The sequence below is a fragment of the Streptomyces flaveolus genome (assembly GCF_044765825.1).
Lineage (GTDB): Bacteria > Actinomycetota > Actinomycetes > Streptomycetales > Streptomycetaceae > Streptomyces > Streptomyces flaveolus.
The window spans coordinates 232,264-248,765 of sequence record NZ_JBIWKU010000007.1 but is presented as its reverse complement, the minus strand read 5'-3'; the positions used below and the strand labels follow the sequence as shown (position 1 = coordinate 248,765).

The 16,502-nt window shown below is 74.2% G+C and carries 15 protein-coding genes; 9 read left to right on the top strand and 6 right to left on the bottom strand.

Features of this window, described 5'->3' with window-relative positions:
* Window positions 1-45: 45 nt before the first annotated feature.
* The gene (locus tag ACIRG6_RS22770; protein WP_364678726.1) at window positions 46-819 is read right to left on the bottom strand and encodes an MHYT domain-containing protein; all 774 of its coding nucleotides are present in this window, start codon (window positions 817-819) and stop codon (window positions 46-48) included.
* Window positions 820-970: 151 nt separating this feature from the next.
* Here ACIRG6_RS22770 and ACIRG6_RS22765 point away from each other — a divergent pair, with 151 nt between their 5' ends.
* Complete coding sequence (locus tag ACIRG6_RS22765; protein WP_350717685.1) at window positions 971-1,570, top strand: class I SAM-dependent methyltransferase; 600 nt, start codon at window positions 971-973, stop codon at window positions 1,568-1,570.
* Between the two features lie 4 nt (window positions 1,571-1,574).
* Here ACIRG6_RS22765 and ACIRG6_RS22760 read toward each other — a convergent pair whose 3' ends face one another.
* Window positions 1,575-2,330 (bottom strand): alpha/beta fold hydrolase, encoded by a 756-nt coding sequence (locus ACIRG6_RS22760; RefSeq protein ID WP_403324296.1) that lies wholly within the window; start codon window positions 2,328-2,330, stop codon window positions 1,575-1,577.
* 143 nt (window positions 2,331-2,473) lie between these two features.
* On the opposite strand from ACIRG6_RS22760, the gene ACIRG6_RS22755 reads away from it, so the two are divergent.
* Window positions 2,474-2,998, top strand: coding sequence for a PadR family transcriptional regulator (locus ACIRG6_RS22755; protein WP_364819054.1), 525 nt, complete (start codon window positions 2,474-2,476; stop codon window positions 2,996-2,998).
* Here ACIRG6_RS22755 and ACIRG6_RS22750 read toward each other — a convergent pair.
* Window positions 2,984-3,844, bottom strand: a complete 861-nt coding sequence (locus tag ACIRG6_RS22750) for an oxygenase MpaB family protein (RefSeq protein ID WP_364678723.1) — start codon at window positions 3,842-3,844, stop codon at window positions 2,984-2,986. The genes ACIRG6_RS22755 and ACIRG6_RS22750 overlap by 15 nt on opposite strands.
* Before the next feature lie 133 nt (window positions 3,845-3,977).
* On the opposite strand from ACIRG6_RS22750, the gene ACIRG6_RS22745 reads away from it, so the two are divergent.
* The 3 genes from ACIRG6_RS22745 to ACIRG6_RS22735 all read left to right on the top strand — a co-directional run bounded on the left by ACIRG6_RS22745 (window position 3,978) and on the right by ACIRG6_RS22735 (window position 6,881).
* Window positions 3,978-4,274 (top strand): hypothetical protein, encoded by a 297-nt coding sequence (locus tag ACIRG6_RS22745; protein ID WP_403324293.1) that lies wholly within the window; start codon window positions 3,978-3,980, stop codon window positions 4,272-4,274.
* A gap of 140 nt (window positions 4,275-4,414) precedes the next feature.
* Window positions 4,415-5,344, top strand: coding sequence for a hypothetical protein (locus ACIRG6_RS22740; protein ID WP_364819056.1), 930 nt, complete (start codon window positions 4,415-4,417; stop codon window positions 5,342-5,344).
* Window positions 5,345-5,492: 148 nt separating this feature from the next.
* A complete protein-coding gene (locus ACIRG6_RS22735) occupies window positions 5,493-6,881 on the top strand; it encodes a tannase/feruloyl esterase family alpha/beta hydrolase (protein ID WP_364819058.1) in 1,389 nt (462 codons plus the stop codon).
* A gap of 4 nt (window positions 6,882-6,885) precedes the next feature.
* On the opposite strand, the gene ACIRG6_RS22730 is transcribed toward ACIRG6_RS22735, so the two are convergent.
* Window positions 6,886-7,068: a hypothetical protein gene (locus ACIRG6_RS22730; protein WP_086731275.1), complete on the bottom strand. Its 183-nt coding sequence runs from the start codon at window positions 7,066-7,068 to the stop codon at window positions 6,886-6,888.
* 202 nt (window positions 7,069-7,270) lie between these two features.
* On the opposite strand from ACIRG6_RS22730, the gene ACIRG6_RS22725 reads away from it, so the two are divergent.
* Both ACIRG6_RS22725 and ACIRG6_RS22720 read left to right on the top strand, forming a co-directional pair.
* Window positions 7,271-10,195, top strand: a complete 2,925-nt coding sequence (locus tag ACIRG6_RS22725; RefSeq protein ID WP_403324442.1) for an SNF2-related protein — start codon at window positions 7,271-7,273, stop codon at window positions 10,193-10,195.
* A complete protein-coding gene (locus tag ACIRG6_RS22720; protein ID WP_403324288.1) occupies window positions 10,192-11,499 on the top strand; it encodes an SWIM zinc finger family protein in 1,308 nt (435 codons plus the stop codon). The genes ACIRG6_RS22725 and ACIRG6_RS22720 overlap by 4 nt, the downstream gene beginning before the upstream one ends.
* A 121-nt stretch (window positions 11,500-11,620) precedes the next feature.
* Here the strand turns inward: ACIRG6_RS22720 and ACIRG6_RS22715 are convergent, their stop codons facing one another.
* Window positions 11,621-12,064 (bottom strand): NUDIX hydrolase, encoded by a 444-nt coding sequence (locus tag ACIRG6_RS22715; RefSeq protein WP_403324286.1) that lies wholly within the window; start codon window positions 12,062-12,064, stop codon window positions 11,621-11,623.
* A 133-nt stretch (window positions 12,065-12,197) separates the two neighbouring features.
* Entirely contained in the window at window positions 12,198-13,361 is a 1,164-nt protein-coding gene (xylA, locus tag ACIRG6_RS22710; protein ID WP_189231269.1) for a xylose isomerase, read from the bottom strand.
* Between the two features lie 196 nt (window positions 13,362-13,557).
* On the opposite strand from xylA, the gene xylB reads away from it, so the two are divergent.
* Together xylB and ACIRG6_RS22700 are read left to right on the top strand one after the other, a co-directional pair.
* On the top strand, window positions 13,558-15,003 hold the full coding sequence (xylB, locus tag ACIRG6_RS22705; protein WP_403324283.1) for a xylulokinase: 1,446 nt from the start codon (window positions 13,558-13,560) through the stop codon (window positions 15,001-15,003).
* Window positions 15,004-15,241: 238 nt separating this feature from the next.
* Window positions 15,242-16,453: an ROK family transcriptional regulator gene (locus tag ACIRG6_RS22700; protein ID WP_239766854.1), complete on the top strand. Its 1,212-nt coding sequence runs from the start codon at window positions 15,242-15,244 to the stop codon at window positions 16,451-16,453.
* Window positions 16,454-16,502: the final 49 nt, after the last annotated feature.

The window sequence follows — 16,502 nt, the reverse complement described above, 5'->3', positions numbered from 1 at the left end:
GCGGTGCGGTCCCCGTCTCCGGGCCGCCGGTGCGCGGTGCCGCCGCTACCGTGCGGGGCTCTGGAGGGGCTGCTGAGCCGAGGCGGATGCCTCGCGCTCCCCCGCGGTCGGTGAGAGCGCGACGAAGGCCGAGGTCAGGAAGAGGTAGGACCCGAGGCCGACGGCGAGGGGGAAGATGAACTGCATCGCCGTGGCCCCGGGCAGGGCCTCGCCGGACGGTGTGACACGCACGCTCACCGCGAACATCCCGGTGTAGTGCATGCTGCTCACCGCCGCTCCCATGAGCAGGGAGGCGAGGGTGACCGCGAGGGGCGACCTGATGTTGAGCGCGGCCCACAGCGCCGCCGTGGCCGCGACGACGGCGATCACGACGGAGAGGGCGACCCGCGTCGGGTCGTAGCTCACGTCGCCGTGCAGGCGTACGGCCGCCATGCCGAGGTAGTGCATGCTCGCGACGCCGAGCCCCGTGGTGAGGCCGCCGAGCAGGAGAGCTCGTCCGCGGTCGCGGCTGTACCCCACCGCGAAGACGCCGGCGCAGACGACGAGCATCGCGACGAGCAGGCTCGTGAGGGTGAGCGGCACGTCGTAGCGGATGTCGGTGCCGCCGACCCGGAAGCCGAGCATGGCGACGAAGTGCATCGTCCAGATGCCGGTGCCGATCGCCGTGGCCGCGGTGAGGAGCCAGTTGCGGCGCGAGCGCCCGGTGGCGCCGAGGGCGCGCACGGTGCAGCGCAGTCCGAGGGCGGCGCCGGTGCAGGCCATCGCGTACGACAGCACGGGTGTCAGCCAGCCGAGGGCGGCGTGGTCCAGGTGTCCCATGGCCACGGGACGCTAGTCCTGCCGGGGGCGCACAACGGGGGCGCGTTCGAAAGCTGTTGGGTTATGACACAGAGAGGTGCTGGAACGATCGCGTCACGCTCGAACGTGTGCACTGCGGCACCTTCGGTGCGCTTGGGGGATCATGCGGGACATGAGCGACGACCACACACACGTCCAGGAGTTCTTCGCGGCCCGCGCCGCCGGCTGGGACAGCCGGTTCCCCGACGACGGCCCCGCCTACGCGGCCGCCGTCGCCGAGCTGGGTCTGCGCGAGGGGGACCGGGTCCTCGACGCGGGCTGCGGCACCGGACGGGCCCTGCCGCCGCTGCGGGCGGCCGTGGGCCCGTCGGGAGTGGTCGTCGGCGCCGATCTGACCCCGGCCATGCTCGAAGCCGCCGTACGGGCCGGGCGGGACCGGGAGGGGCGGTTGCTGCTGGCCGACGTGGCCGCGCTGCCGCTGCGTCCGCGCTCGCTCGACGCCGTGTTCGCGGCGGGGCTGATCGCCCATCTGCCCGATCCGGCGGGCAACCTGGGGGAGCTGGCGCGGGTCGTGCGCCCCGGCGGTGTGCTGGCGCTGTTCCACCCGATCGGCAGGGCGGCGCTCGCGGCACGGCAGGGGCGGCGGATCACCCCGGACGACCTGCGCGCCGAGCCCAACCTCCGGCCGTTGCTGGCCGGTTCCGGGTGGCGCATGACGTCGTACGCCGACGAGGACGCCCGGTTCCTCGCTCTGGCCGTCCGCGAGGACTGACCGCTCAGGCCCGTCCCGCGACGGCCGCCGCGAACGCGTCGGGGTTGTCGAACATGACGTTGTGCCCGGCGCCCGGCACGGTCACCACACGCACGCCCGCCGCCTCCAGGTCCTGATGGCCCGCCAGTTCACCGCTGTGTTCGCCCTGCAGGTACACGCGGTCGACGTCCAGCCCTTCGAGCAGGGTGCGCATCACGGGTTCCGAGCCGCGCCGCAGACCTACGGCAGATCGGTGCAGGGCGCGCGGGTCGGCCAGTCGCATCGTCGCCGCCCACTGGGGGCCGACGTCTTCGAGCACGCGGGCGTGGGCGCCGTTCACGAAGTCGTCCTCCTCGTGGGCGGCGATGCCGCTGCTGCCGGCGGTCGGTGGCGGGAAGGCGTCGAGGTTGGCCTCGGTGAGGACGAGGCGGGAGACCAGGTCGGGCCGCCGGTGGGCCAGGACGACGGCCACGGAGCCGCCCATGCTGTGTGCGATCAGTTCGGCGCCGTTCACGCCCGCCGCGTCCAGCGCCGCGGCGAGTGCCCCGGCGTGGTCGTCGAGGGTGTAGCCGAAGTCCTGGGGCCGGTCGCTGATGCCGTGGCCGGGCAGGTCGACGAAGAGGCTGCGCCGGCCCGCGAGTTCGGGGCGGGAGGCGATGTGCGCGTGGTAGACGGACGACATCGCCCCGAGCCCGTGCACGTACACCCGCGCCGGTTCCGCCCCCGGCGTCTCCGTCCAGCGGACGCGGCTTCCCCTGCCGTCGAACTCGGCCTCTCTCATCCCGTCTCCTCTTCGCCGGCGGACCACGGCGGCCCACGCACACCGAGAGAATACATCGGTGCCGATGTATACGAAGGGCGGGGTATCCATGGATCGGAGTAAGGAGTGGCCGATGTACAGCGGGCATGCGCGAGAATGCGGGCATGCTCGAGCTCGCCATCCTCGGTTTCCTCTACGACGCCCCGCTGCACGGCTACGAACTGCGCAAGCGCATCAGCGCGCTGACCGGACACGTGCGCCCCGTCGCCGAGAGCACGCTCTATCCCGCGATCAAGCGTGTGGAGAAGGCGGGGCTGCTCGCGCGCACCACGCAGCCCGGCTCGGTCGCCGCCCCACGTCACGTCCTGACGCTCACCGAGGAGGGCCGGCGTGAACTGCGCCGCCGGCTCGCCGACCCCGCGCCGCGCGACATCACCGACGAGAACCGCTGGTTCACGGTGCTCGCCTTCCTCCGGCACCTGGACGACGCCGCCGCCCAGGCGGCCGTACTGCGCCGCCGGCTGGCCTTCCTGGAGGAACCCGCGAGCTTCTTCTACGACGGTGACCGGCCGCTGCGCGCCGAGGAACTGGACGATCCCTTCCGCCGCGGTGTGCTGACCATCGCGCGGGCCACCTCGCGTGCCGAACTCAGCTGGCTGCGGGAGACGATCGGCTCACTCGACGGCTGACGTGTCGATGTGGCGCACGGGACAGCCCGCCACGCCGGGGACCGGGCGGGTGCCCAGGTCCGCCAGCCGGTAGCCGTTCGGGTAGCCCTTGATCTCCCAGTTCTGCCGAGCGTGGTGCGGGGCGCGCCGCGGCGGCATGAGGCGGACGGCGCGTCCCCGCAGCCGTACCGCGCGGCGCACGAGCGCACGGGTGGCGGGAGTCGGCGGCGTGTAGCGGAAGGCCCGCAGGAGGGGCTCGTCGAGCAGGGCGAGCGTGCCGGTGCGCAGGAGGGGCGCGAGGGGACGCGGGTACCAGGAGGTCATGAGATCGAGCGTGGCGTCGGAGACCCGGCGCGCACCCTCGTCCCACGCGAAGTGCTCCTGCTCGTAGGCGTCGAGGCAGGCATCGAACTCCTCGTAGGTCTCCGGGATGTCCTTGATGCCCATGTGCCGCCCCAGGGTGCGGTAGTGGACGGCGCAGGCGACGGTCTCGTGGCCGGACATCCTGCGCCATCCGTAGGCGTCGATCCAGCGTTTGGGCATCACGACGAAGGTGCACAGGACGTACCGCATGTCGTCGTCGCTGATGTCGTAGCTGCGGTGCATCCGGTTGATGCGCCGGATCGCCGTGCGCCCCTCTTCGCTGCCGAAGCCGTGCTCGACGACGGCGTCGAGGAGCAGCACGGTGTCGTCGTAGCGCTTCTGGGGGCGGTCCGTGAGCTCCGCCGTCTCGGCCAGCAGTCGGCCGATGCTCGGCACGGCGTAGGTGCGGTAGAGGGCGAGTTCCAGTGCGCGGGTGAAGTCCCAGGGGAACTCGTAGGCGGAGGAGAGCCGATAGATCTCCGAAGCGTCCCGGTACGGGTCCATCCGCCGGATCTCCTCGAGCCGTTCGAAGCGCTTCACGGTGGCCGTCCCCTTCTGCCGTCGAGGGTTCGACTCTACGTTGAGCAGCGGGAGATGCACGATCGTCCGGCACATCGACAGGGGGAGGGTGGTCAGCATGTTCGGCAGGATCCGCAAGGCCTGGGGCAGAGGGGTCGACGCCCGGCGCACGGAGGGGAAGGCGCAGAGGGACACGCGCTCGCACAATCTGTTCGAGGCCGCCGCCGCGTACGTCTCGGCGTGTGCGGACGACGACCAGGAGGGCATCGACGAGGCGGCGGGCTGGGTGTCGCCGGAGGCCCTGTCCTTCGGGGTGAACGAGCTGGCGTGCCGGGCGGTCGTCGCGCTCGCGCGGGAACGCGACGAGTCGCCGCGGGACGTGGCCCGTGCGCTGCTCGGGCTCCGGGCGGTGTGACGCGCGCGGACGCGTGAACGTGGTCGATTCGCCCCCGTCCAGCCGGAAAACTGCAGCTCGGCCGGGTCCGGGGCTCGTGACAAGGGCCTCCTGGTCGCACTAGGGTGCGCGCCGTTGGACGAACCGATGGGGAGGCTGGGATGGCAGGGACGGAAGAGGACACCGTCGCCGCCGCGGACGATGCGCTCTACGTGCTCACGGCGGTGCTGCTGACACCGGCGAAGTTCCCGAGTGTGCTGGGCGACGACTACCCGGAGGCGTGCGCCGCGCTCGGTCTCCCGCCGCTGGCCGACGGCTACGGTCTGGTGCTCGGCCAGGACGGGGACGGCGCCCGGTGGACCGTCGTCATCGACGACGTCTCGCTGGTCGCCGTCGCCGTGGCCTCCTGGGACTGCGGGATGGAGTACGACCTGTCGCCGGACGAGCGTACGGTCGTCACCGCCCTGCCCGGCTGGCCCCTGGCGGTCGCCGTGGCGGCCCCGGGCGTGCCCGCGCCGCACGATCCCGGCCCCGAGCTGGCCGACCGGCCCCCGCTGGCGCCGCCGGACACCGCGGTGTGGGGGCCCGCCCAGCGGCGCCTGGGGGCCGACGAGATCGCGCTCCAGTGGGCGCAGTGGCGGGAGCAGGTCGACGACGCCGACTTCCCGGTGCCGTCCGCGGACGCCGGGGACTCCGGTCCGGGAGACGGTGCGGAACAGGAAGGCGGGGCGGGCACGGAGGACGCGGACGTCGCGGACGCTCCGGACACCGCGGAGGCCGTCACGCGGGCCGCCGACGGCACCGCCGCGGCCGGCGCCCCGGGGCACGGCGGCGTCCGGCGGGTACTGGCGGAAGCCCGCGCCTATGTCGACACGCCGCCGCCGCTCGGCCGGGTCCGGTCGTCGTTCGCGCCGGGCGACGCGCGGACCCTGCGCGCCGACGGTCCCGGCTGGTCCCTCGTGGCCAGGACCGACGACATCGCCTTCGTCCTGCTCGACGACGAACCCGGTGAGGTGCTGCCGGTCGGCCGGGGGCCGGAGCTGCCCGGCCTTCTGGACGCCCTGGACAAAATGGCCGTCCGGCCCAGCTGATCCCGGAGGGGCACGTCCCCGCTGTCGTCAACCTCCATGCGCAGCCGTCCTGTCATGTGGCGCCGGCCCATGGATGAGGGCGGAGCGGACCCGCACGATGGGGCGGCCATCGGCTCCACTCCCCCGGCGCGCCCCTGGAGGTCCTCCCATGCGTCTGTCCCGTGCCGTCCCGTTGCTCGCCGCCGCGATGACGGCGGCGGCGCTCACCGGGCCGTCCCCCGCCGGCGCGACGGAGGGCGGTGAGCACTGCGCCCGCCAGGAGCGCGTGCGGGTGCCCGGCGCCGCCCTGCAGCAACGCGCCTGCCTCGCCGACCTGACGACCACCGGGCTGGCAGGCACCCCGTACACGGACCTGGCCGACCAGGCCGGCCTGACGGCCGCGGGCACCCGCACGCCCTCCGGGGTCCCGGGGATCCAGGTCGACGGCTACTTTCCGGACTCCTCCCGCTTCAACACCACGCACGGCTGGCAGCACGACGCCCAGTTCGTCATCCGGCTGCCGGACCACTGGAACGGCGGACTCGTCGTGACGGGCGCGCCGGGCACGCGCAAGCAGTACGCGACGGACAAGGCGATCTCCGACCGGGCCCTGGCACAGGGGTACGCCTACGCCGCGACCGACAAGGGCAACAGCGGGGTGGACTTCTACCGGGACGGCGTACGGCCGGGAGACGCGGTCGCCGAGTGGAACACGCGGACCACCCAGCTCACCCGCGCCGCCCGGCGAGCGGTGGCGCAGCGCTACGGACACGCGCCGCGCCGCACGTACATGGCCGGTATCTCCAACGGCGGCTACCTCACCCGGTGGCAGCTGGAGAACCACCCGGAACTGTACGACGGCGGCGTGGACTGGGAGGGCGCGCTGTGGACGGCGGACGGCCCCAACCTGCTCACCTCCTTGCCCACGGCGGTGGCCCGCACCCTCGGTACGGCACGGGACGAGGACATGTACGCGGCGGGGTTCGCACGCGGCTCCGAGTTCCTGTGGCCGTACCACGAGAAGGCCTACTGGGGCCTGACCCAGAAGATCTACCGCGCGGAGTTCGACCCGGCCTACGATCCCGCCTGCCCCGGTCCGTCGGCCGGGTCCTCACTGGAGGAGATCCTGGCGCCGTGTCCCTCCGACGCGGCGTACGACTACGCCTCGCGTCCCGCGTCCGTCCACCGCGCCGTGGCCCGGGTGGCCCTGACGGGGCGCATCGGGAAGCCGCTGATCACCCTGCACGGCGACCTCGACGCCCTGCTGCCCGAGGCCGCCGACTCCGACGTGTACGCGCGCATGATCGACGCGAGCGGGCGAGGCCGACTGCACCGCTACTACACGGTCCAGGGCGGCACCCACGTCGACGGGCTCCACGACACCCATCCCACGGAGCTGCGTCCGATCCTGCCCTGCTTCCGGTCGGCGTTCGACGCCCTGACCGGATGGGTGGAGCGGGGCACCCCGCCGCCCGCCGACCACACGGTCGGCAGGCCGGCGGACGGCGACGTGGTCAACTCCTGCGGCTTGACCGACAACGCCTCGGCGCGGCCTTAGCGCGTCAGCGACCGAGCTCCTTGCGCGTGACGCGGCGCAGCCTGCGCCGCTGCGAGGGGTCCAGCGTGAGGTACGCGGCGGCCGGGACTCCGAGGACTATCAGCAGGGCGGCCCACCAGGGCAGCCAGATGAGCAGGATGAGTCCGGCCGCCACACCCCCCGCGGCGATCTTGGCGTTCTTCGACATGGTGCGCCTCCTTCGCGGCCACTGCCGCTCTCTGTCCTGGAAACGGGCCCGCGCTTCCCGCAGTTCCGTACCTCGCCCCTGAGAGGCCCCTGAGACCGGACCCCGACACGACCCTGAGAACCGGGCGGTGACGGCCCCGAAGCACCTCCCACCGGATAGTGACCCACCACACAGCGACGCGACACCCGTGGCGTCGCCGCTCATGTACAATCGGCGACCGCGACTCCCACTAGTCAAATTTGAGGAATACGTCATCGCTGCGCAGACGGCTCTCCCGGCAACCACCATCCCCGTGTCAGAACTCGCCCGGTGCTGCGCCGTGTTCGTGCCCGGCGATCCGGCCCGTACCGGCACGGTCGCCTTCTGGCGGCCCGACGGTGAGGACCCGCCGCACGTCCCGTCGGCATCCGTCGCGGACCTGACGGTCGTGGTACCGGACGGCGACGGCGTGGAGCCGGCGCACGTGGCCGCCGTCCTGCTGCCGGTACGGGAGGCGCTGCCGGTCCTCACGCGCGCGCGTGCCCGTGCGTCCGGCCACCGGGCGGCCGTGTTCTGGGGTGCCGTCGCCGTGGAGGCCCTGCACCTGGTGGCACTGGGGCGGCTGCTGCCCGGCCTGTCCGGGACCGACCACGACGCTTGGCGCGCGGGGCCGCTGGACGCGCGGAAGACCGAACGGATCCGCCACCTCGCCGCCGCCATGCCCCCCGAGGCGCACGCGGTGCCGGTGGACGACGCCGAGCCGCCGCGGCTGCCGGACCCGGAACGGCTGGTGCGCGCCTTCCTGGACGCCGTCGCCGACACACTCCCCCGCTCCCCCGCCGCCGCGCTCGTGACGGGCGGCCCCGCCTACGCGGCGGCGGACCCGCGGAAGCTGCCCGCGCTGCGCGCCTGGGCCGCCGACGTCGCCGCGGGACACGACACGGGCGTACGGCTGTCGCTGCGCGTCGAGGTACGCGACCTGCCGGCCGCCTCCGGGGACGCGTCGCCGACGTTCCGGGCCGTGCCGCAGGTGCACAGCGTGAGCGATCCCGCGCGCGTCGCGGACACCGCCGAGGTGTGGTCCGGCGCCGTGGGCGACGCGTTCGGCACGCGCGCGCGGATGGACACCCTGCTCGCGCTGCGCCGTGCGGCACGGGCCTGGCCGCCGCTGGCCCCGCTGCTCTCGGCCGCCGTACCGGAAGCCGTCGAACTCGCCGACGAGGAGGTCACCGAGCTCCTCGGAGCGGGCACCCGGGCGCTGGCCGGCGCCGGCGTCGACGTGCACTGGCCGCGGGAGCTGTCCCGTGACCTGACCACCCGCGCGGAGGTCGGACCGTCCGACGGCGAACCGGGGCCGGGCGCCGCCTCCGGGGACGGCGGGCCGTCGTTCCTGTCCGCCGACGCGCTGCTCGCCTTCGACTGGTGGTTCGCCCTGGGCGACGAGCGGCTCACGCGCGACGAGCTGGACCGGCTTGCCGAGGCCGGCCGGCCCGTGGTGCGGCTGCGCGACCGGTGGGTCCTCGTCGACCCCGAGGAGGTGCGCCGGGCCCGCGGCCGGCAGGACCACAAGGTCACGCCCGTCGACGCGCTCGCCGCGGCCCTGACGGGCTCGACGGAGGTCGACGGACGCCGCGTCGAGGTGCGGCCCACCGGATGGCTGGCGGCCCTGCGGGAGCGGATCGCCGATCCCGAGGGGCAGGACGCCGTCCCCCAGCCGGCCGCCCTCGCCGCGACGCTGCGCGACTACCAGCGGCGGGGCCTGAACTGGCTGGCCCGCATGACGTCCCTGGGCCTGGGCTGCTGTCTCGCCGACGACATGGGCCTCGGCAAGACGATCACGCTGATCGCCCTGCACCTGCACCGGCAGACCGACACGTCGGCCGCCGGACCCACCCTGGTCGTCTGCCCGACGTCCCTGATGGGCAACTGGCAGCGCGAGATCGAGCGGTTCGCGCCCGGCACGCCCGTGCGGCGCTTCCACGGCCCCCGGCGCGACCTGGCGGACCTGGCCGACGGCGAGTTCGTGCTGACCACCTACGGCACCATGCGTCTTGACGCGGAACGGCTGGCCGCCGCGGAGTGGGGCATGGTCGTGGCGGACGAGGCGCAGCACGTGAAGAACCCCTACTCGGAGACCGCGCGGCGGCTGCGTTCCATCGGCGCACGCGCGCGCGTGGCGCTCACCGGCACCCCCGTGGAGAACAACCTCTCGGAGCTGTGGGCCATCCTGGACTGGGCCACCCCGGGGCTGCTGGGCCGGCTCGGCACCTTCCGCAGGCGTTACGCGCAGGCGGTCGAGGGCGGCCAGGACCCGGCCGCGGCGGAGCGGCTGGCCCGGCTCGTGCGGCCGTTCCTGCTCCGCCGCCGCAAGTCGGACCCGGGGATCGCTCCGGAACTGCCGCCGAAGACCGAGACCGACCATCCCGTGTCGCTGACCGCGGAGCAGACGGGCCTGTACGAGGCGGTGGTGCGCGAGGCGCTCGCGGAGATCTCCGGGGCCGACAGCATGGCGCGGCGGGGTCTGATCGTGAAACTGCTGACGAGTCTGAAGCAGATCTGCAACCACCCGGCGCAGTACCTCAAGGAGGACCGTTTCGGCGGTCCGGGGATCGCGGGCCGCTCCGGGAAGCTGGAGCTCCTGGACGAGCTGCTCGACACGATCCTCGCCGAAGAGGCGAGTGTGCTCGTGTTCACCCAGTACGTGCAGATGGCGCGGCTCCTCGAACGGCATCTGGCCGCCCGCGGCGTGCCGTCGCTGTTCCTGCACGGCGGGACGTCGGTCACCGAACGGGAGTCGCTGGTACGGCGGTTCCAGGACGGTGAGGTCCCCGTCTTCCTGCTGTCCTTGAAGGCGGCGGGCACCGGACTGAACCTCACGCGCGCGGAGCACGTCGTGCACTACGACCGCTGGTGGAATCCGGCCGTCGAGGCCCAGGCCACCGACCGTGCGCACCGCATCGGCCAGACCCGGCCGGTGCAGGTGCACCGGCTGATCGCCGAGGGGACCGTCGAGGACCGCATCGCGGCCCTGCTGAGCCGCAAGAGCGCCCTGGCCGACTCCGTGCTGGGAGCGGGCGAGGCGGCGCTCACGGAACTGACGGACGCGGAACTGGCCGATCTGGTCGACCTGCGGGGAGGCGCGCGATGACTCGGTACGACGGCGACTACGGATTCGACGGCGGCGACAGCGGCGGCGATGGCGGCGAGGAGCGGACGTTCGCCCCGCTGCCGCCCGTGCACGGCAGGGGGTTCGCGCAGACCTGGTGGGGGCAGGCCTGGCTGAAGGCCCTGGAGGACGCGGCCGTGGACGGGGCGCAGGTGAAGGCCGGACGGCGCCTCGCGCGCGCGGGAGCGGTCGGGGCGGTCTCGGTGCGGCCGGGTCGGATCACGGCGGTGGTCAAGGACCGGGACCGCACGGCGCATCGCGCCGACGTCCTGCTGGAGGAGCTGTCCGACGAGCAGTGGGATCGCTTTGTCGACATGGCGGTCGAGCGGTCCGGTCACGTCGCCGCGCTGCTGGACCGGGAGATGCCCCCGCATCTCGTCGAGGACGCGGCGTCGGCGGGCATCGACCTGCTGCCCGGTCTGGGCGATCTGGAACCGGAGTGCGACTGCGGCGCGTGGGACCACTGCGGGCACACCGCGGCGCTCTGCTACCAGGTGGCGCGGCTGCTGGACCAGGACCCCCTGGTACTGCTGCTGATGCGCGGGCGCGGCGAGAGCGCCGTGCTGTCCGCCCTGCAGACACGCGACGGCACGCCCGAAGACGTGACGGCTTCCCGGCCGGAAGGGGTGGATGCCGCCGAGGCATACGCGGCGGGGCACTTCCTGCCGCCGCTGCCCGCGCCGCCCCTCCTTCCGGACGGGCCGGGTGAACCGCCCGCCCTGGACACCGAGACGGCTCCCCCGTCCGGTGTCGACCCGACGGCGCTGGCCTTCCTGGCCGCCCGTGCCGCGGCGGAGGCGCACCGCCTGCTCGCCGACGCCCTGCGCACCGGGCACGACCGGCAGGCGGTCGGCGTGGAACCGACGGCCACGCAGGACGCCGTACGCCTGGCCGCGGGCGACCCCGAACCGGCCGTGCGGGAGCGTCTCGGCGACGGCTCGGGGCGCGGCCACGAGGCGCTGACCGCCGCCGTGCGCGCGTGGCGGCTGGGGGGCGCGGCCGCGCTGTCGGTGCTGGAGGAGGAGTGGACGGTGCGGGGCGACGCGCTGGCACGCGCGCGTGCGGCGCTGGACTCGGCATGGGAGGAGGACGAGAGGCCGTCCCTGCGGGCGCGCGTCAACCGCTGGACGGTCGCCGGTTCGCCGCACCAGCTCCGCCTGGACCGCGACGGCCGCTGGTGGCCGTTCCGGCAAGAAGGGGGCCGTTGGGTTCCCGTGGGCGGCCCGGCCCAGGACCCGGCGACGGCCCTGGCCTCGGCGGCACTCGCGGCCGGGGACGAGCCGTGATGCCGACCGCCCCCGGCGGTAGGGACGTCGGGCAGGCACGCCGGCGTCCGTACGGTCGCCACGCGGCTCGGCGGGCCCGTGTCCCGCCGGTCCGCGAGCCGGGTCCGGGCCTGTCCGGCCGCTACGGGGCCAGGGAACCGGCTTGCTGAAGCAGTGGCAGGACGTGGTCGGTGACCGCGGGTGCGAGCCGGATGTCGTCCTCGTGTCCGGAGATCCACCTCATGTCCGCCAGCTCGGCCGCGGGCCGGGGCGGCCGGTCGATGTGCGCCTCGAAGAGCGTCAGCCGCATCGGCACTCCCTCCAGGACCGCGACGGACTCGACCCGGGCCAGCAGGCGGGGCTGCCGCGGCTCGACGCCCAGTTCCTCGTCCAGCTCGCGGACCAGGGCCTCCAACGGCGTCTCGCCCGCGTCGGGTTTGCCTCCGGGCAGGTAGAAGACGTCGGGGGCGGCCCGCTTGCTCACGACCAGCAGCCGCCCCTGTTGCACGATCGCCGCCGCCGCGACGGCAAGCGGCTCTCCCTCACCGGAGCCCGGGGCAACCATCACTCCACGCTCTTGTGTCATGTCCGTCATCCTCGCAGGCCTCCCGGGAGCGAAGGCGCCCCGGAGGCGAGGACACAGACGTGACGGCGACCGCTCCGGCACTCGCCCCGTGAGGCGGGAAGGTGCCGGAGCGGCCCCTCGGAGCCGGGAGCGCTCAGCGGGCGCCGAGCAGGTGGTCCATGGCGAGCTGGTCGAGCTGCTCGAAGGCCATGCCCCGGGCCGCGGCGGCGTCGACGTCGAACGTGTCGAAGGCCGTGGCGTCCTCGAGGAGGCCCTTGAGCCCGTCGGGGGCGGTGGGCTGGGCGAGCTCGTCCAGGCGGGCCGCGGCAAGGGCCTCCTGCACGGCCGGGTCGGCGCGGAAGGCGGCGGCCCGGTCCTTGAGGATGAGGTAGTTGCGCATGCAGCCGGCGGCTGACGCCCACACCCCGTCGAAGTCCTCGGTGCGCGGCGGCTTGAAGTCGAAGTGCCGCGGTCCCGCGTACCCGGCCCGCTCCAGCAGGTCGACGAGCCAGAACGCGGCGCGCAGGTCACCGGCGCCGAAACGGAGGTCCTGGTCGTACTTGATGCCGGACTGCCCGTTGAGGTCGATGTGGAAGAGCTTGCCCGCCCACAGGGCCTGCGCGATGCCGTGCGGGAAGTTCAGCCCGGCCATCTGCTCGTGACCGACCTCGGGGTTCACGCCGTACAGCTCCGGGCGCTCCAGCCGCTCGATGAAGGCCAGCGCGTGTCCGACGGTGGGCAGCAGGATGTCGCCGCGCGGCTCGTTCGGCTTCGGCTCGATCGCGAACTTGATGTCGTAGCCCTGCCCGGTGACGTACTCACCCAGCAGGTCGAAGGCCTCCTTCATGCGGTCGAGCGCGTCCCGCACGTCCTTGGCCGCCCCGGATTCCGCCCCCTCGCGGCCGCCCCAGGCCACGTACACCGACGCGCCCAGCTCCACCGCGAGGTCGATGTTGCGGATCGTCTTGCGCAGCGCGTAACGGCGCACGTCCCGGTCGTTCGCGGTGAAGGCGCCGTCCTTGAACACCGGGTGCGTGAACAGGTTCGTCGTCGCCATCGGCACCTTCATGCCGGTCGCGTCCAGGGCCTGCCGGAACCGCTTGACCGTGGCCTGCCGCTCGGTGTCGCTCGAGCCGAACGGGATCAGGTCGTCGTCGTGGAACGTGACTCCGTACGCGCCCAGCTCGGCCAGCCGCTGCACCGACTCGACGGGGTCCAGGGCCGGACGGGTGGCGTCACCGAACGGGTCCCGGCCCTGCCAGCCGACCGTCCACAGACCGAACGTGAACTTGTCCTCGGGAGTGGGCTGGTAGTTCATTCCACGGCTCCTTGCTCGCTGACGGCTATTTCGTCATGGCGGTTTACAAATTAGTATGCACACGCGGTCCCGGGAAGGGAACACGGTGTCCCCGACGGATCGTGTCGGGTCTCAGCGACCCGGAACCGCCGCAGAACCCCAGCTCAGATCGGTCTGAGCCACAGAGCCGCAGAGCCCCGGAAGAGGGAGAAGCCCGATGTCAGCAGCCGAGGGTCCGCTTGTCGTCGGCGTGGACACGTCCACCCAGTCCACGAAGGCACTGGTCGTCGACGCGGCCACCGGCCGGGTCGTCGCGAGCGGCCAGGCCCCCCACACGGTGTCCTCCGGCGCCGGCCGCGAGAGCGATCCGCGGCAGTGGTGGGACGCCCTGCGCACGGCCCTGGGCCAGTGCGGCGACGCGGCCCGGGAGGCCGCCGCCGTGTCGATCGGCGGGCAGCAGCACGGCCTGGTCACACTGGACGCCGCGGGTGACCCGGTGCGTCCGGCCCTGCTCTGGAACGACGTGCGCTCGGCACCGCAGGCCCGCCGTCTGATCGAGGAGCTGGGCGGGGCCAAGGCCTGGGCGGAGCGCACCGGCAGCGTGCCCAGCGCCTCCTTCACCGTCACCAAGTGGGCCTGGCTGGCGGAGAACGAGCCGGAGGCGGTCCGCGCCGTCAAGGCCGTACGGCTCCCCCACGACTACCTCACCGAGCGGCTCACCGGCGAGGGGACCACCGACCGCGGTGACGCGTCCGGCACCGGCTGGTGGGCGTCCGGGACGGAGACGTACGACGAGGAGACCCTCGCGCGCGTGGGGCTCGATCCGGCGCTGCTGCCCCGCATGGTCCGGCCCGGCGAGGTGGCCGGCACCGTGCGTGACAGCCACGACCTGCCGTTCAGCAAGGGCACCCTGGTCGCCGGGGGCACCGGCGACAACGCGGCCGCCGCGCTCGGCCTCGGGGTGCGCCCCGGCGTGCCGGTGATGAGCCTCGGCACCTCCGGCACGGTGTACGCCGTGTCGCAGCGGAGGCCCGCCGACCCGACCGGCACCGTGGCGGGCTTCGCCGACGCGCGCGGCGACTGGCTGCCGCTGGCCTGCACCCTGAACTGCACGCTCGCCGTCGACCGCGTGGCGGCCCTGCTGGGCCTGGACCGGGAGGCCGTCGAACCCGGCACGGACGTCACGCTCCTGCCCTATCTGGACGGCGAACGCACTCCGAACCTGCCGCACTCCTCCGGCCTGCTGTACGGGCTGCGCCACGACACGACCGCCGGCCAGCTGCTCCAGGCCGCGTACGACGGTGCCGTGCACTCGCTGCTCGGCGCCCTCGACCTGGTCCTCGACGCGGACGCGGACCCTTCCGCGCCGCTGCTGCTGATCGGCGGCGGCGCACGCGGGACGGCGTGGCAGCAGACCGTGCGTCGCCTGTCGGGACGTCCCGTCCAGATCCCCGAGGCCAGGGAACTGGTGGCGCTCGGCGCCGCGGCACAGGCGGCCGGCCTGCTCACCGGGGAGGATCCGGCGGCGGTCGACCGGCGCTGGAACACGGCCGCCGGGCCGGTGCTCGATGCCGTGGAACGGGACGAGGCGACGCTGGCCAGGATCGCCGGGGTAGTCTCCGACGCGGCGCCGCTCCTGGAGCGGGACGGGGGCACCCGCTGACGACGTGCTCGCGCGGACGGCGGCGTCACGGACGGGCACGGTCAGGAGCCGTCCCCGCGGGACGCCTTCGGGCGCACACCGGCGGGGCCGTTCGGCCGCGGGCGCTCCGCCGGGCACCGGCCGAGGCGCCCGGCGCCCGTCCGCCGACGAACGCGTGGACCGGGGCGGCCGAGACCGTCCGAACGACCGACGAGCACCGACCGAGCAGCGCACATGACGACCGAGGACTGACGGAGGCATGACCGCACCCCCGCACGAAGCGCGTCCGCCCCGCCCCGGGCGCGCGTTGCCGGACACCCAGCAGGGCATGCGCCGCCGCAACCTCTCCCGGGTGATGCACACCGTCGGCGCCGAGGGGCCGCTGTCCCGGGCAGCCGTCGCCTCGCGGATCGGGCTGACACGTGCGGCCGTGTCGACGCTCGTGGACGAGCTGATCCGGTCCGGCCTGCTGGAGGAGCTGGGTCCCGAACGTCCGGGGCGGGTGGGCCGGCCCGGATCCGCGCTCGCCGTCAGCGCGCGGGGCCCGGCCGGGATCGGCGCGGAGGTCGGCGTCGACCACCTCGCGGTCTGCGCGGTCGACCTGCGCGGCCGGGTACGGGCGCGGGCCGTGCGGTACGGCAGCAATCGCGGCCGCTCGCTCGAGCCGGTCGTCGAGCAGCTCACCGGCCTGGTGCGGACGGTCACCGCGGAGGCGGAGGCGGAGGGCCTGTGGCCGGCCGGGCTGGCCGTGGCCGTGCCGGGTCTGGTGGCACGGGACGGACGGACCGTCGTACGAGCCCCGAACCTCGACTGGCACGACGCCGACCTCGGCGCGCTGCTGCCCTCCGACGTGCCGCTGGCCGTGGACAACGAGGCCAACTTCGGCGCGCTCGCCGAGCTGTGGCTCGGTGACGGAACTCCGCGGGACTTCCTGCACGTCTCCGCCGAGATCGGCATCGGTGCGGCCGTGGTCGTCGACGGGCGCCTGCTGCGCGGTACCCGGGGCTTCGCGGGCGAGCTGGGACACATGCCGGTGCATCCCGACGGGCCGGAGTGCGCCTGCGGGGGGCGTGGCTGCCTGGAGCAGTACGCCGGTGAGAAGGCGGTGCTGCGCGCGGCGGGTGTGGAACCGGGCGAGGACCGCGTCGGGCTGCTCGCGGGGCGCGCCGCCGAGGGCGACGAGGGCGTACGGCGAGCCCTGCGGGAGGCGGGGACCGCGCTCGGTATCGCGCTGACCGGGGCGGTCAACCTGCTGGACCCCGAGAGCGTGGTGCTGGGCGGTGCCCTGGCCGGGCTCGCGCCCTGGTTGCTGCCGTCCCTGCGGGACGAGCTGGCCCGGCGGACCGCCGGCCCGGCCTGCCCCGTGTCGGTGTCGGAACTCGGCCCACAGGGACCGCTGCTCGGCGCGGCGCACTCGGTGATCCGGGGAGTCCTGGACGATCCGGCGGCCGCGGTGGCCGGCCGGGTCTGAGACCGGGCCGACCCGGGTCCGAGGCCTGAGGGACCGGGTCCGAGGCCTG